The sequence below is a fragment of the Pseudoalteromonas sp. S1727 genome, assembly GCF_005886375.1.
GTDB lineage: Bacteria > Pseudomonadota > Gammaproteobacteria > Enterobacterales > Alteromonadaceae > Pseudoalteromonas > Pseudoalteromonas haloplanktis.
Genome location: NZ_PNDT01000041.1, coordinates 32156 through 48640, shown reverse-complemented (window position 1 = coordinate 48640; position 16485 = coordinate 32156). Strand labels below are relative to the sequence as shown.

7 protein-coding genes are annotated in these 16485 nt (G+C 40.5%); 1 reads left to right on the top strand and 6 read right to left on the bottom strand.

Annotated features, from left to right (window positions below; translation table 11 throughout):
• Genes CWB85_RS11250 through CWB85_RS11225 form a run of 6 tightly spaced genes read right to left on the bottom strand, consistent with a single transcriptional unit; the run spans nt 1 to nt 14654 of the window.
• Nucleotides 1-4299, bottom strand: a complete 4299-nt coding sequence (locus tag CWB85_RS11250; RefSeq protein ID WP_138554924.1) for an autotransporter outer membrane beta-barrel domain-containing protein — start codon at nt 4297-4299, stop codon at nt 1-3.
• Nucleotides 4284-5051: a hypothetical protein gene (locus CWB85_RS11245; protein ID WP_016708877.1), complete on the bottom strand. Its 768-nt coding sequence runs from the start codon at nt 5049-5051 to the stop codon at nt 4284-4286. The genes CWB85_RS11250 and CWB85_RS11245 overlap by 16 nt, the downstream gene beginning before the upstream one ends.
• Nucleotides 5038-7323 (bottom strand): hypothetical protein, encoded by a 2286-nt coding sequence (locus CWB85_RS11240; protein WP_138554923.1) that lies wholly within the window; start codon nt 7321-7323, stop codon nt 5038-5040. Before CWB85_RS11240 ends, CWB85_RS11245 begins: the two co-directional genes overlap by 14 nt.
• Nucleotides 7310-10426 carry a poly-gamma-glutamate biosynthesis protein PgsC/CapC gene (locus tag CWB85_RS11235; RefSeq protein WP_138554922.1) on the bottom strand — a complete coding sequence of 1039 codons (3117 nt, stop codon included), beginning with the start codon at nt 10424-10426 and terminating at the stop codon, nt 7310-7312. Before CWB85_RS11235 ends, CWB85_RS11240 begins: the two co-directional genes overlap by 14 nt.
• Entirely contained in the window at nt 10426-12408 is a 1983-nt protein-coding gene (locus CWB85_RS11230) for a hypothetical protein (protein WP_138554921.1), read from the bottom strand. The genes CWB85_RS11235 and CWB85_RS11230 overlap by 1 nt, the downstream gene beginning before the upstream one ends.
• 23 nt (nt 12409-12431) lie before the next feature.
• Nucleotides 12432-14654: a CapA family protein gene (locus tag CWB85_RS11225; protein WP_249314842.1), complete on the bottom strand. Its 2223-nt coding sequence runs from the start codon at nt 14652-14654 to the stop codon at nt 12432-12434.
• A gap of 252 nt (nt 14655-14906) precedes the next feature.
• Between CWB85_RS11225 and tyrR the strand changes: the two genes are divergently transcribed.
• Nucleotides 14907-16463, top strand: coding sequence for a transcriptional regulator TyrR (gene tyrR, locus CWB85_RS11220; RefSeq protein ID WP_016708882.1), 1557 nt, complete (start codon nt 14907-14909; stop codon nt 16461-16463).
• Nucleotides 16464-16485: the final 22 nt, after the last annotated feature.

The following is a 16485-nucleotide window of genomic DNA, read 5'->3' as shown; positions in this document are numbered from 1 at the left end:
TTAATTCTGCTCTAAAAAGTGATCGAGTTGAAGTGACTCAAAAATTATTTCGTCGTGGGAGAAAACACCAAAACCAGTATCGGCTAAGTTACCAGTAGAAAACTCTAAGCTAACATTATGGTCATTTCTAAACCAGTCTTGATCCCAACGTAATTTGATCCACCCTTGCGAGAAGTCACCAAGGTGCACTTGCTTTCGCCAACCAACACTCGTTATATATTGCCACGTACTAATTGGCCGGTCCTCGTCAGCAAATTTATAATAACTGGTTATGCCAGCTTGGAAGATGTGGCCTTGGTAATATTGATTCCAAGATGCACCAAAACGTAACATATCAAGGCTTGTCCAATCGGCATTTGAGGTGCTACCGGCAAGAAAGTTGAAATAGCTATCAACCCAAGGTTGATAGCGATATTGGTATTCACCACGCCAGCCTGAGGGATGATCTTCACGGTAAAAATTATAGATATCTGAATTGAGTTTAGGGTCAAACAAAAAGTCTTCTATATCAGCACTGCTGTAGCTATAAAATGGGCTTACTTGCCATTGATGACGGTGGCTTTCATCAATCCGCCAGATTTGACCAACTTGAACATAGGTACTTAAAGCATAGTGACTATCGCCGTTAGCTTGGCTTGGCTGCCAACTTGTTTGTAATGCACTGTCTACATACCAAGGGGTATCGTGGTCTTGCCATGAATGATAAGCGTCAATAGAGAAAAGCTCATTGTCTTGCTCGCTGAGTGAATAAGTGAGATCAAGGCGATACCAGTTTTCGTCGTCAGTTAAACGCAACCGTGCGCCAATATCAACACTGTGCCGTGTGGCAATGGACTCACTGGATTCAAAAATACCACGACGGTCATAATTAATAAATGCCTGCCAGCTAAGATCTTCTGGATGAAATTGAGCAACTTCAGGCTGCAAAGTGCTGGTCTGTTGCGCTAATGTGTATGTTACTACGGCAGCATTTATTGGTTGCTCAGGTTTAAAATTAGAAACCTTATGATTGCTGTCGCTGAGTTGCCAAGTATATAACCTGACGTATTTTATTTTATCTGTGCTGACCTCAACTTTACCCGCAGGGTGAAAAAAACTGCGCTCAACACGTTGCTCAAAACCATTACCCTCTGAGCTTGCAAGCATTTGCTCAAGTTTAACTAGTCGATCTGCTGGCAATTGCGCGACTAGGTGCTGCTCAGGTAGGACTGTGTAAAATAATAAGTTATTAGTCAGCGGTAAGTCATGCCAGCGATTATTGCGATACTCTTGCGCAGTGAGTGTGACAACTTGTGATAAGTAGGGATTAAGCCACTGCAATGAGATCAGGTTGTCGGTCAGCTCTGTTTTATCAAAACCAAACGTGTTTGTTTCTCCTGGCTGAACTGACCAGACTTTTTCTGTTGTCGCTAACTTAATTGCCACATTTGCAACGTTCCCTTGTGACAACTCTGCTGTAGAAAAATTAAAAACTAAACGAATTTGTTTTGACTGAGTTTGGCTTAGATCTATGTGTAAATCATGGTGAGGGCGTAGTACTAGTCCTTGTTTGTATGTTTCTTGGGTACTTGCACTGACTAATTGATCGCTGTAGCTGGTTTGTGCTTGTGCATCAATGGCAATAAGTTGCGTGCCCGCAAAATCAAGATAGTCATCTAATGGTACCCATTCGCCATAACTTTGTACTCGAGAAAATAGTGACTCAAGTTGCCCTGATAAACTTAGCTCTTTTACTTTTGCTAATACTTGTGTGTACTCATTAAGCGTGAGTGTTTTATTCGCTAGTTTAAATAGGGTGTTATTTAATAAATCTTGCATACTGACATTAGCGTCATATAGAAGTGCCATAAAGGGAGTTTGCCAATAAAAGTGACTAGCCATATTTTGATAATGGTAAGTCGATACCAGTGGCTGCGAGAGTACTCGGTAACTGATAACAGTTTGGTGATCACTGGATAAACGAACTGACTCGCCCGCTTTTAAACTGATCACAGCGTCACTGGCAATAGACAGTGGCTGCGCATTAGTGAGCAAACTGTTGGCTGAGCTGACATCAGAAAAAATAGGCAGTAGAGTTTGCTGTTGTGCTTGCTTAGCAAATAGCCAGGCTACTTTATATTGACCATTTTGTACGCTATTACTACGTGCTCTAAGAGCAATTGTTAAAGGTTGAGTGTGTGCTTTAAACGTTAAAGGTTGAGTCGTATTTACAGTTATCGCTGATAACTTACCTGTTGGACTGACGAGTGTTTGTATACCTGCATGCTCAACTTCATACTCAGGCTGTTGCTGTGTTGTTTCGCTGTAGTGACGCCAGTTTAATTTGGCGAAGCTATTTTGTAATGTGGTGGTCGCAGGTAAATCATGGCTTAGCCACAACGCGAGTAGGTTCTTTTGTTGTTTAATGGCAAGCGAGATCAGAATATCACGACATGGTGTCAGTAGTTGTAATGCATTCGCGCATAAACCTTGTAACTTATAATCTTGCTCTAATGCTTGATATTGTAATAACAGAGCATTACCCGCATAGCGTTTGAGCGTGAGGTTTTGAGTGCTTTTATAAAGTCCTTCGTGATAGCTTTTTGCTAATGCCGTACGTCCTTGCGTGTTGAGTATTTTAATTCGTAATTGCCATGCTTTAATCGCTATGTCGGTGTCTGTCACATTTACTAATGTCTTTATTATTTGCAGCGCTTGTAACGGCTTTGTAGCCATTAAGTATTCAGCCTCACCTAGTTGATGTTGCCAGTGCAATGTATCTGTTGTATTTGCTTGTTCGGTGTCATATTGCGGATTATAGGGCACTAATGAATCAATAAACTCATTACCTATTTGATTAACTTGCTGATTTAAAAGAGACTCAATAACTGAACTGGTTTCTTTTAAAGTACCTGCTTGGGCATAAAGTAATTCATTATTTGGTAATGCTAACAATTGATCACTTTGCAATGCATATTCGATAGGCTGGCGTTGTTGCTGTAGGTTTTGAATGGTTAACTCAGTGTTTGTTAAAGGCACCTGCAATTCAAAAGCGGCATAGTGTTCGCTTTTACCTAGAGTTAAATGCCACTCTAAGTTACCACTGGTGACTAACAATTGTGTATCAATATTGCTGCGCGCGTGCAGGGTGAGGGTGGATCTAACCCGTTGCTTAGTTGTGAGTGAAAAATGATGTTGCTGCTCTAAAGTGTGTACGGGAGCATACTCCTCTGATAACACAGGGTAGCTTATATCATCGACTAGACGCAGGCTCGCTAAGCTATCAAAGTGCTTAAAATGACTTTTAATAGTGACCTTGCCTTGGGTATCCGGTGTTAGGAAGTCACGGGATGAAATACTCGAAAGTAGATCTTGATAGCGACGCTGTGCAAGTAAATCACCTTGTTGATAGGCTGAACTGGTAAGTTGTGACAAGTCGCGTTGCAGGTAAATCGTTTTTAGGGTGTCGTCTAGATTATTGACCCAATACGGCTGAAAAAGTGATTCTTGTAGCTTGTCCATTGCCTGATCATCGTAAATTCCTCTGTGGCTTTGCTCGAGTTTGATATAAGCATCGGTTTCACTGTTTATCGTCAAGTATTCACCTTTGCCGATTGCTAAATAATCAGTATTGGCAAGACCTACTTGCAAACTTTTATACTCGCTAGCGCGACTTGCAATAACGCTAATAATACTAACGGGTTGATCATTAACATACGCATAAACTTTGCCATTACGATCTTTATTGAGTAAGTCTTTGCGAACGGATAATTTTAATTTTTTACCATTTGGGAAGTACAGTTTTACTGCCTCCCCAGCTTTAAAGTGATAATAGTGCTCAACATTTTGACCGTATTGGAAGCGAGTTGCTGCTCTTGGTAATTTTACTGCACGGCGAAAGCTATCACGATGGCGATTTGTCTCACCAACCATTGCCGCTAGAGTGGCGCCTTCATCAAGGTGATTGGTGATCTTTAAAATCCGGTTATAGGATACGCTGGGTAATTGGCACTTTGCTTGTTCACAGATAAAGTCACGGTTAAGATTCAGTCTTTGTTGAGCCAGATGGCTGGTTCCAGAACTAAAAATAAACGAATTAAACGTATTGCTATCAAGTTCTAACCATTGCCCTTTAGCTAACCAAAGGTATTGTGTTTGTTGTGCTTCAAAATACCGAGCTTGTTGAGTTTCAGCCAACTGAACTTGCGGCGTTAGATTAAGCCAAATAGGTGAGCTTAAAAAGCTGTCATTAGAGGCCGAACTCGTTGGGCTGAGCATAACTAATAAACTGAAAATAAAAGCAATTATAGCGTAATGCATGTTTTAAACTGACTCATTAAATTAGGCTGTTGCATAAGTTGTGTACGCACAGTGCTACTCAACTCAATATGAAAAAACTCACTATTTTTTGGTGCTATTTGGTTTAAAATATTTTTTGTACCGCCAAGCTCGGTGACTTCTAAGGGATATACGCGGCTGGTTAACTGTAATTTTTCTTTTAAACATTGGCTTATGTATTGCAATTTAGCGGTTGCAGGCCGACTCCCTTGGCTAATAATAACATCACTGCTGCGGCCTTGTTTCGTGCGACGCTTTTTTGCATCAAAGCCATGTATTTGATAAATCATGACCTTATCAACAGTACTTGCATAGCTTTCAATAAAGGCATTTGTCACACTGTAGCGGTGTTTGCCAAGATCGCTTTTTTGTCCATCTTGGGCGTTTGTATTTCTGTGTACGGTATTTGCCAAAAAAACCTGACAATCCCCTAATAGGGTGATGGCAATATCATACGTGTGTTTGTCATAAAAACGGTGTGGTGCATAGGCAATACAAGGTTGACCGCTAGGCTGATAATGTATTTCACCGGCTACAAGTAAATTAGTTTTATCTTTAAGTGTTAAAGATGAAACTAAGTCATTATTTTGCCCTAAACTTTTTTGTACATGCAGCCACTGAGTAAGTTGATTTTTTGTGCTTGTATACGCCTCACTAGTGGAAATCTGTTGGGCGTGAGTTTGACCAGTTAACGATACTAAAATAGCAGCGAGTAGTGATTTATAACACATCATCGTTCCACCACCTTATTTTTACTTCTTCATTGCTGTACTCTTCCAATATAGCAATCCACACCGTTTTATTACTGGTAAAAGTGACATTATTTAATGCGCGAATATCGGCATTAATTTGTTGAGTCACCGCAGGGTAAGCAAATAATTGACTATCTTTAGGGTGAATTAAAAACGCTTCACTTAAGTTGCTTGGAAGCAGTTGCAAACGTTTATTAGTAATACTGTATTCGTGGGTTAAACCACCGTGATATTTAGCATTTTGTGTAACATCGATAATAATTTTTTGCTTAGCATTATGGCTATACGTTTTTAAGACAATACTGTGCGGACGAAGTGTTGGATACGTTAATTTTAGCGGCTTGTTGGCAGTAAGCTTATATAATCGTTGCTTTATCCACGGACGTTGCCCTTGCCAGTTTTGATATATCTTTTGCGCACTATTTTCAATATTTGCCAATTGTTCAAAATCAGTCTCTTTTAATGCAACTTCTTTGGCTGCGTGCGCATTTAACTGATAAACCACATTGGCAGTAGTGGTACTTGGGGCACTGGCCGCCATTTGAACTAACTGTGCTTTAGTTTGTTTTTTACTTAACAACGCAAAATGAAAGGGTGTTGGCTCAGTGCTTGGTGCAAAGTATTTTGTAGGGCTATTAACCAGAGCGACATTGGAAATCGGTAATTGTTTAAAAAGCTCTCGAGATTGATAGAAGGTATCTTCAATTAAGATCGCTGGCGGCTCTTGAAACACCCGAATATTGATATAGCTGTCTTGCTCAATAAAGGCATAATGGTTATCTGCTTGTTGCTCATACCAGGCTGCAATATCATGGAACTCTAAATTGTCTAAACACACGGAATGACATAGCGTACGCTGATAGTTAAATTGCCTACTTCGAGATTTAACCCGTACGAGTAATGGTTGCTTTGTCGTGATTTCTAATGCGCTTGCGCGTTCATTAACACGTAAATAAAACTGATTAGCTTTAGGGACTTTTTCCCGTTGCGTGGAATCTAAAATAACCCGATCATAGCTCGATATTTCATCATTATAGGCAACAGTAAAGGTATCGATTGGCTGATTATCTTGGTCAAATACGATCACGCTTGCGTGCCCTCTGCTTGCGGATCTAAGGTCAATATTAATATCGCTATTTGCTTCAATCGTATAGCGTGCGGTTAATGATTCAGTTATTTGATAATAACCGTCTTGTGCTGTGGTCATCGGCAGGTGTGAATTAAAAGACCAATTACTTAATAGTGGGTCACGACTACATATAGTTACTAAACCGCTATCTAAAGGCGCTGTTATAAAGGTTAATGGCTGTGCAGTCTCTTTATAATTGACTTTTTTAGGCGCAGTAAATTGGCTCGAATCGTACCAAGTAAGGTTTATGTCCCCCGCGGTATTGAGGCTAAAAACAAGTGAATCAGGCTGCTCTAGCGTTATGCTGGCACATAATGTCGCATCGGTATAATAGTCATTTAAATTGAGCTGTTGTTGCGAGAAATCATAGGTCACCACATTATATGGGAGTGTTTCATATAAAATGTCGGCCTTGAAATCAATCCCCGGAATGCCTTGTGGCGCCAGCTTTAGCCAAGAGTAAGTAACTGCGTTATTTATTTCGGTAGTGGAGAGGGCATTAACCCCAACGCTATGATAGGCGCTACTACGCTCCCTGCGTTCTAGTGGTAATTTCAACCAGGCACTGTATTTATCATCACTATTGTTTAAGGTTTTAGCATGCACCCTGACCACCACACCCATTACTTGTGTGTCTTCGGTGATGAGTTTTAATGATATGCTAGCCACCTTGTCTAATTGGTCTTGACTCAGATAAAAGGATTGACCAGAAGAGACTAGTAAAGCTTGGCGATCTTCAATTATTTGCTTTATTTGCAGGTCATTATTATCTGGCGGTGTTAACTTGGACGCATGATGATAGATATGGCTGCTGATAACTTGCTTCTGTTCGTTTAAAAATGTGTATTCAATAGCGTAGTTAATCGGCTTATCTAAACTCGTTGGCTCAGAAAATATCGCGTTTGATAACACGCGAATTGAATGCGTTCTAGAACGAGAGAATGAAAATACCAACGGTTTTTCAGTGCTTAACCATTGAACATTGGAGCGGGTTTCTGTATCTGAACGGCTGGTAATTGGTTCAGCTGATTTTACCCACAGGTAAAAGCTAAAGATGGCAAAGCCTACCCCAAAAACGAGCGCAAGTAAGATGAGTAATTTTAAGAGTCGCTTAATAAATTGCATACGAGCCCTCAATCATCATAGTGTTAAAACGGGTCTGGTCAGTGAGTCGATTGGTGATCGGATTAAAAATCGCCAATAGCTTATCGTGTTGTCGAATTGCTAGAGCATACTCTTGGCGTCCTTCAAACATGATTGTTTGTAATTTACAGCCAGTGAAAGGTTTACACAGTTGCGCTAAAGCAGTTAAGCGCCGTGAACTGGCGTATTGGTCAATCGCTTTTGTAAAATGGCTCCGTTGTTGTGGACTTAGATCTTGCCAATCGGCTGGAGATAATGTGGTGATATTTATCATCTTAATAGTCGGTAAGGCAGAAATAGCCAGCAACCGCTGTAATAGGCTTTGCTGATTCACTGAAAATTGCTGTTTAAAGTCAGATGCAAGCCACAAGGTTGCTAATTCACTATGGGGAGCAAATAGTTGATAGCCAGATTGTGCAGAAGTGCCAAGTTCCAGTCCTCGTGTTGCGGTTTGACCGCTTACAACTTGGTAATCAACCGCTAAATTTTGCAAGCTATTATTCAGTGTTTGCAACAACGACTGGTGTTCGCTATTTGATTGCGTAAACTCAAAGGCAAGCGCACTGGGTCTGATCCAAGATGGGGCACTGTGGCTGCGGATTTGTAAGTTCATAATTTTTTGCTTTTGGCTAAAGCGCAAATAGCTTTGATGCACCACATTAAATAATGAATCAACATTATTAGGCGATAGCACATTCGCTTTTGGGTGTGCGTAAGGGTGAGCGCCGGCTATCAATAAGTGCTCTGCATTACTGTTGATAAATAATTCAGTGGCAAACTTCAAGGTATTGCTTTCAAAAATTGGCCGAGGAACTTCAATATTAAGTTGGACACTTTTATTGAGGCTGATGATATAAAAACCCTGTCCATACTCTAAAGCAGGCCCATTTAAAGTGGGGGCGATGAGTAAAAAACGGCCTTGGGCGTTAGTCAATAATGTGAGTTCATAGCCCATCAGTTTAGCTGTTGCATTGACTTGATTTAATTGGTTTATGATGTCCTGATCAACGGTTTGTTCCGTTATCATGGCTTTCAAGCGGTATAACGGGTGTAATATTTCAAATTCCCATAGTGCGGCTTGATTTATAGTCAATGGTTGATAGCTACCACTGCCTTTGGCGGTGATATGTTGTGAGAATAATGTGACAACTTCACTGAGACTTTGCGCTGATTCGTTAACTGCATTTTTTTCATCATTACTTTGCATCCGAGATACATTTGCTAACAGGGTTGTGTAATTATCACTGTTTAAAAATGCTTCAAAGAGTTGTCCATCAAATGTTGGCGTGGGTAACGAGCTTGAAGTTGCTTGACCAAAAAAAGTGTCTTGGTGACCCAATAATTGTTGGAGCAAACGCTGACTTAAGGAGCTTGGTAATTGGTTATAAATCCAATATTGGCTGGTGGCACCTAAGCTGGTTTTTGCTAATAAACGGCTAGTACGGTTATTGACTTCACGTATTTGAAATAACTGTTCGTCTCCCATCGCTTCAATAAAGGCTAAGTAATAAGGGCTTTGCTCATTATTATGAGTTAGCTCTGCGGTGGGGGTTGCGCTGGTGCCAAATACCAAAGCTCGGCTGTTAAAATGTGCAAAAATAAGCCCAGCAGAATCACTGGCTAAACTTTCAGACGTTGGAAATGGTACAGTTACTATAAATTCAGCAGCGGGCTTTCGAGCAATTATAAATAGCCCTCGTTGTGATGTTTTCCGGGCATCACGAATATAAATATAGTGATCATCATACTGCAATTGAAAGTCGAGCTTTGCTAAACGTTGTGTGTTCAGTTGCACGTTTTCTAGTTCGTTAGGGGCTTTGTTTAGTTCGTAAATTGCTTGCTTAAAATTATTTTTATCTTGGCTTGCTTGATAGCTACTGATGTCAATCTGCGCTTTATCTTTAGTATACAGGTAACTTTTATATTCACTGATCTGTTGGCCAAGCGCACTGACTTTTACTGTGCTTTGTAGTTCTTTAATGTCTGTTGTGACGAACAGTGATGGAATAAACATAATAATAAAGCCGATCACTATAGCCAGCGCGCCGCCAACAATAGAGGTTTGAAAGGTGGCACGTATCACTAATCCAAGGGCACTTTTTTGGTATATTTTTAGCGCGAGCAGAGTCGATAACATATAACCGAATGCAAATGTATCGGTTACTTTTATTTCAGGGTAATAGTTCACTACAAAGTAATTTAAAAATAGCTTATATATAAAGCCGATGTTGAAAAAGAATAGCAGTAATCGCGCCCCCTCAATATTGGCATTACGTAGTCGGGTGAAATTTAATAATGCAGCGCCAATGATCAAAATAATCGCCGTTTCTGCAAATGAGGTGAGTAACTTTGTTGGCTGCATTAGCTGTAACGCTAATAACGCAGGAAGCATAATGCCATTAAACTCCCAGCCATACTTTATATTGGCGCGAGACGCAATAAAAGCAGTGATAACTAAAATAATGTAGGCCTTGGGTGCCGCGATAATTGATGCCGCAACCGCCTCATACATAATCGCAAGATTGGCGATGCTAAAGTTGGTCATTGGCATCAATACAAAGCGAACAAGTAAAAAGGTAATAAGAAGCTGTACTAGTGTTACTTTCATGCCATATTTGAAGCCACCGTTCCACATTACATTAGCAGTCAGGGCAATGATCACTAAGCCTAGAGAATAAAGTTGCGATGAGTAATCAAAGGTTATATCCCAGCCGCTGAGTACATTAGCAATTAAAGGCCAAAATAAGGTGTCCATTATGACGCGTACTAAAATACTGATCAGAATAATGGCAAAAAAACGATCGCGACCAAACATTTCTGCATAGCCGAGTTTTTGCATTAAGTACTTAGCGGTGAATAACATTATCCCGTAGACCACCACAGCCTCAATTAAAATAACTGCGGCCGAAGTTGGACTGACGATAAGTAAAGGGACCAAATAACCCGGTACCACGAGGCCGGTAAGTGGGAAGCCAAAGCGTAAATTCAGCAAACATACAACGGCAATCCCTATCCATACAGTAGTGATAACTGATTGGCCTAAACCACCGCCTGATGGGAATAACTGTAAGATAAAGTCGCCCACTAGTTAGATGGCTCCATCAAGTTACTAGCATAGTATTGCTGTTGTTTACATAAAGAATCACACAGTTGTTTACTATTGGGCATTTGCTCAATGAAAAATCCAATATCGATAAATTCAAATAGAATACCTGATACTTGGAAGGGCTCACCTGAAGCACTTTGTACTTGGCTTGAGTCCACGGTTCTTACATTGAGGATGTAAGTTTTTTCATCTAGCTGAGCTTGTACATAAATGTCACCTTTTTGTAAGGTGATAAACCGCAGTTTACCTTTTGCTGTTTCGGTATCTAAATCGGTAACCAAACACAGTAAATCTAGTGCAGTCATATCAAAAATAGAAAACTGATGCATGGCAGCTAATTTTTCTAAAGATTGATTTATTTGCACTACTTGACCAAATAAATTAAATAATACGGTGGCAGAGCGAATGTTATTAAACACGTGCTCTAAAGTTGTCAGTTTCTGTTCCATTTCAGCGATAGATGTTTTGACCTGTTGGCTTAATGGCTCTTGTAATTTTAATGTCAGTAGCTGTGATATAGCGCTATCACTGGTATTACTTTGTGCCTCATAAATTCGGTAGTGGAACAGCAGCTCACCCACCTGACCGGCAAAAGCATTTACATTACGCTCAAACGCCTGTTGATTAAATTGGTTATCAGGAATGACCGTCATTGCCCAGAAACCTCGCACGTCACCTGCATACATTAAAGGTACAATATATTGTAATTCGCCTTCGCTAAGCTCAGTAAAAAACGGTCTGTTAATGGGGACTACACCAAACTTTTTTAATGCATCAGAATAAGGGGCACGTTTATAATCACGGCGCAATTCTTTAATATCACTGAGTTGGCAATTTACAGCTCGTATTTCTATAAGTCGGTGATCGCCTTCCTTTCGTGCTAAAAAAATCGATTTATTTAAGGCTAGTTGTTGTGTGACCAAACGAATAATGGCATCCCAAGGTGAGCTTTGAGCGATAAATGATTTTGGTAAATAACGGCCAGCCATTTTTTGCTGAATATTACCTATCATGCTAGTGAGCTCGCTGTCCTCGTTTAGCTTTCTCACTAGGATAACCCATAACAAGGTGATGAAAGTAAAAATGGTCATTTGACCGACAGGTAAGAATAACTGTTGGAATACAAGCATAACGTAACCTAATGCAAACCAACATATACCAGCCAAAACTGTAAGCACAAAACTGTAGCTAATCGATAACTTTTGAAATGCAAATAGCATCAGTAAAGCAATGCTCAACAATAACAATGTACTTTGCCATAAGGTGAGGGTAAATACGCTGTTTTGTTTATCAAGCGTGTCTGCAATATAGGCTGTTAACAGCAAATAATTTGTGCTGTGCTGTAGCTTCGGAGCATTTAGTTTTACCCCTAAACCAGCATTGTGTTGGCCGAGAATAATGATCTTGTTTTGCAATTGACTCGCCATCAGATCCATTGTCATTAGCCGAGTTGCAGAAAACTTCGGTAGCGCTGCAGGGGATAGGGCAAAATTAAGCAGTACATTGTTATTACTATCAATGTGAGGGAATACAGCAGGCCAAATAGCTTGGCATGGGCTGTCTGTCATCGGAGCTAATTCTACGTTATAGCCTGACCAGTCATTAATTGGCGGCAAACAATAGTGATTCTTGGGGTGAGGATAAAAGACCTTAATGGGATTAGTGCTATTGGCGGTATTAGCATTTAATTGTTCATTAGCAAAAACCAACACAGCTTTGGGCTGGTAGCTTAATAATTGTTGCACTAATTGATGGTGCTCGGTGCTGAGGTGATCGCTTTCAATGATCACAATATTACTTTGCTGGCTTTGGCTCAAATTTGCTAAGCGGCTGTAAAAAAAGGCATCTGCAGAATTAAATAATGAAAATGCATTTGTAAGGATTACAATGATAAATAGACAAATAATTAACCAAAAAGTACGTTGTCGCTTGAGTAGAAAAAACTGCTGTTTAAAAGCCACGGCTAACTCCAAAAAGAATATGGTTAATTATAAGTACTGTACGTTAACTTAAGTGTAGCAGTAGACACTGAATTTAAACGTAAAAAATCAAAACCATGGAGTTTTTCTGTACGCCACATAGCCTCAGTTAAGGCTATTTTTTGCTGCCATGAGATCATGGCTAAATCATCTAAAGCTAAACTGGCTTCACCACTACTAGGTGGAAAATGACGAAACGTAACTTTAATGCCTCGCGCTGGTAATTGTTTAGGGCCTAAAGTGAGCTCATCGGATGGTAGCGAAAAGTCATAATTGAATGCGTGCCAGTCGTGGCTTCCAGCAGGCTGAATGTCAATAAGTTGTGTTGAAAACTCGAGACCATCTTCGGCAGTAGTAAAAACGAGTTTAACATCCAGTTTTCCTGCATTGTCAGCATGGCTATAACCAAATAAGCTGAAATCTTTAAATACATCAAGGGAACCGGCATCATTGGGTAATTCCATAGCACGAATGGTTTGTCTAAATGGTAGCAATGATGGGGTATTGTCGAATTGGCTGCGCGAGGAGCATAGCCCTTGTTGTCCTGAACGAGCTTTGCTAATACAGGGAGTAACACTGTCACCACTATGATCCCAACGCACTACTTCTAACTGCTCATCATCATTATCCCAATCTTCAAAGTCACCGAAAATCATTAAATCACGCCCTAGGGTGATATCACTGGCCGTGCCATCAATGATTTCGATTTTAGATAAAAATGCTTTTGTTGATGGCGCAAAGTCACGTAAATCAATAATACTTTGCCCAGCAGAGAGGGTGAGGGTTGTACTGTGTTCTGTGACTGTAGCCTGATCTTTACTAAATAGCACATCAGCATAGCCGTTACGTGGGATCAGAGTAATATTGTTATCAGAAAATTCAGCTAAGCGGCGTGATAAATAATCACTTAAAAAACCATTGATAAACTTAGGTTGATACCCTTCCACATAAATAGGGTACGCAAATGCCCGCGAGGTCATAGGGGTGGCATCTTTGTTTATATCCACTAACACCGCAACCCCAAGTAAGGTTTCTAAACGATCTTGATCGAATACAAAATTACCTAGTCCTAAAATAGCCGGTACGTCATTAAACACTGCAAACCCTTGAGCAATATGCGGGTGATGCGCGACTAATAAGTTAGTCTCTTGTTTGGATAGCGCATTAAAGCGACCTTCTATGTACCCACTTGGCTCATAAGTGTATTCATCACCGCCATGCATTTGGGCGATGACATAATCACTGTTATTCGCAGCTTCGCTGAGGTAATTAGCGACTAATGCTGTTTCTGTTAAATCGGCAGCCCCCCCTTTAGTTGCATCACTAACATAACTAATCTGATGCTCTTTACCAGTAATCGAGGTTGCTGAAAATAGCCCTAGCTTTAGAGTACCTACATCCATATATTCAGGTTGATAAGCACTCGCTATCGTTTTACCTGCGCCACTGTGTGCGATCCCAGCACTGGTTACTTCAATTAACGTATCGTCTAAGCCATCTTCTAAAAAGTCGTAAACGTGGTTATTACCTAGCGCAACATAATCTATTCCGATCGCCTTTATCCCTTCAAGCGTCTCAGGTAATGAGAAAAAGCTAAACTCTTTAGTTGGGTGTACTGACTCTGGCGTGCTGGTTATGGGGGTTTCTAAGTTTACCGAGGCGAAATCAGCGGCTTTAAAGAAAGGCGCAACAAATTGCGTTAAGGCTTGCGCATTTTCAGCGGCAGTTGCTGGGCGGATCAGCGCGCCTTCGACATCAGGTATATCGGCTGTCATAGTTGCTAATGAAGGATCTAAAAAGCGACGAGCAAACATGGTATCACCAGCAAAAAGTAAGCTGACAGCATTGCTTGATTTAGGCACCAAGGTGAGCTGTTGAGCCGTGTTATTATTAATAACACTAATAGTCGCTGCGATAGGGAAATAATTGTCATCAGCAATTATTAATCGATGATTACCCATAATTATGGCGGAGTAGTTTATGTCGCCATTCACATCGGTTTGGTATGTTTTACCAGCAAAATTAACGGTTAATGCAGCAACGCCATTGCCTTGTTCATCAACTATTGTAATTTTACCATTGAAGGTTTGCTTTAAATAATCATCACGTTGTAGTGCTTCATTATTTTGTGCTTGTGTATCACCGGAATCATAAGGCTCTTCAACCTTGCAGCCGACGATAATTAAGACCAATAGAGCAGAAAAAAGGACGCGTATTTTAACTTTCAAATTGGCCTCATTATCAATATGGTTACATTACATACTACATTTTCATTATACTTGTGTTGTGCCAAAATCATATTAGCCAAGTATCTGAGTATTTCTTTTATAATTCATACTAAACTATAGCTACTTTGCAGCAATTTGAGGCTTTTATTGCATAGTTTTTTCATTTGTCCAAAAATCTTTACAATAGACTATCCTCAGTAGTGGAGTTCGCGTATTATTCGCGACATATAGGTTTTCTCTTTTGAGGGTGTAATGCGTTTAGATATCCATTGTGCAGATCGTATTGGTATTGCACAAGAAATACTCAATATTTTAGTGAACTATCAAGTCGATCTTAAAGGTATTGAAGTCGATTCTGTAAACTGTCGTATGTATGTGAGTTTTCCGCCAATAGAATTTGAGCAATTTCAAAAAATCATGCCTTCGATTCGGTTAATTGATGGCGTGCATGATGTACGTACCACAGCATTTTTACCTTCTGAGCGCGAGCATAATGAGCTTAATACGTTATTGCGGGCATTACCTGACGGGGTTATTTCAATTGACGCCAAAGGGTGGGTGAGACTTTGCAATGATGCGGCGTGTAAAGACTTACAGTTGAGTGAGAAAGAAGTTATTGGCTCAAATATTAATAACTTGCTCAAAGGTTTTAACTTTACGCGTTGGTTAGAGAGTAAAGAAGTATTAGGGCAAACAACCCGCGTTGAAGTGGCAGGGGAAGACTTTATTGCTGATATTTTACCGATCGCAGTGCCTCAAGGAAACGACGGAGATGTATTAGCCGGAGCGGTGATCAATATCAAATCGCAAAGTCGTTTAGGTCAGCAAGTGAGTGCGTTTCGCCGCTACGGACAAGAAAGCTTTGCGACAATCCATAACTTTAGTACTGCAATGCGCCGAGTCGTGCGTGAAGCGAGAAAAATGGCACAGCTTGAAGCGCCTATTCTTATCACTGGTGAAACAGGTACAGGTAAAGAGTTATTGGCACGTGCTTGCCATTATGCATCTAACCGTTCAGTAAAGCCTTTTATTGCCTTATCGTGTGCCTCTTTGCCTGATGATGTAGCTGAGTCTGAGTTGTTTGGTTACGCAGGTTATGAAGAAAATGCTGCCCCAAAACGCGGTGTACTTGAACAAGCCGATGGCGGCACCGTATTTTTAGACGAAGTAGGTGAAATGTCTACTCAACTGCAAACGAAGTTACTGCGCTTTTTACAAGACGGTACCTTTCGTAAAGTGGGCGATGAAAACGAAGTAAAAGTAAATGTGCGAATTATTGCTGCTACACAAAAGGATTTGCCAGCAATGGTACAAGAAGGCGTATTTAGAGAAGATCTATATTATCGTATCAATGTACTCACTCTAGAGATCGCTCCTTTACGAGATAGAAAAGCTGATGTTGGCCCATTAGCTGAACATTTCATTCAAAAATATGCTCAGCAAAATGGTCATGCCATTCCTGAGCTATCAGCAGAGTGTTTGTCTTTTCTGCAAGAGTATCCGTGGCCTGGTAATGTGCGCCAGTTAGAGAATGCGATTTATCGGGCAGTTTCTTTATTAGATGATAATGAGCTGCGGGTTGAACATTTACAATTACCTACATTCACTCATGACTTAGGCTATTTGGAATCGGATTTTGAAGGGTCGTTAGATCAAGCCGTAAAGCGCTTTGAGGCAACATTATTACGTAAGCTTTACCCTGCCTATCCAAGTTCTCGGCAGTTAGCTAAACGGTTAGGCTTAAGCCATACTGCCGTGGCGAATAAGCTTCGCGACTATGGCATTAATCGCAAAACGGTAAAAGTTTAACTGCGCGGTTAAATTTAAGACA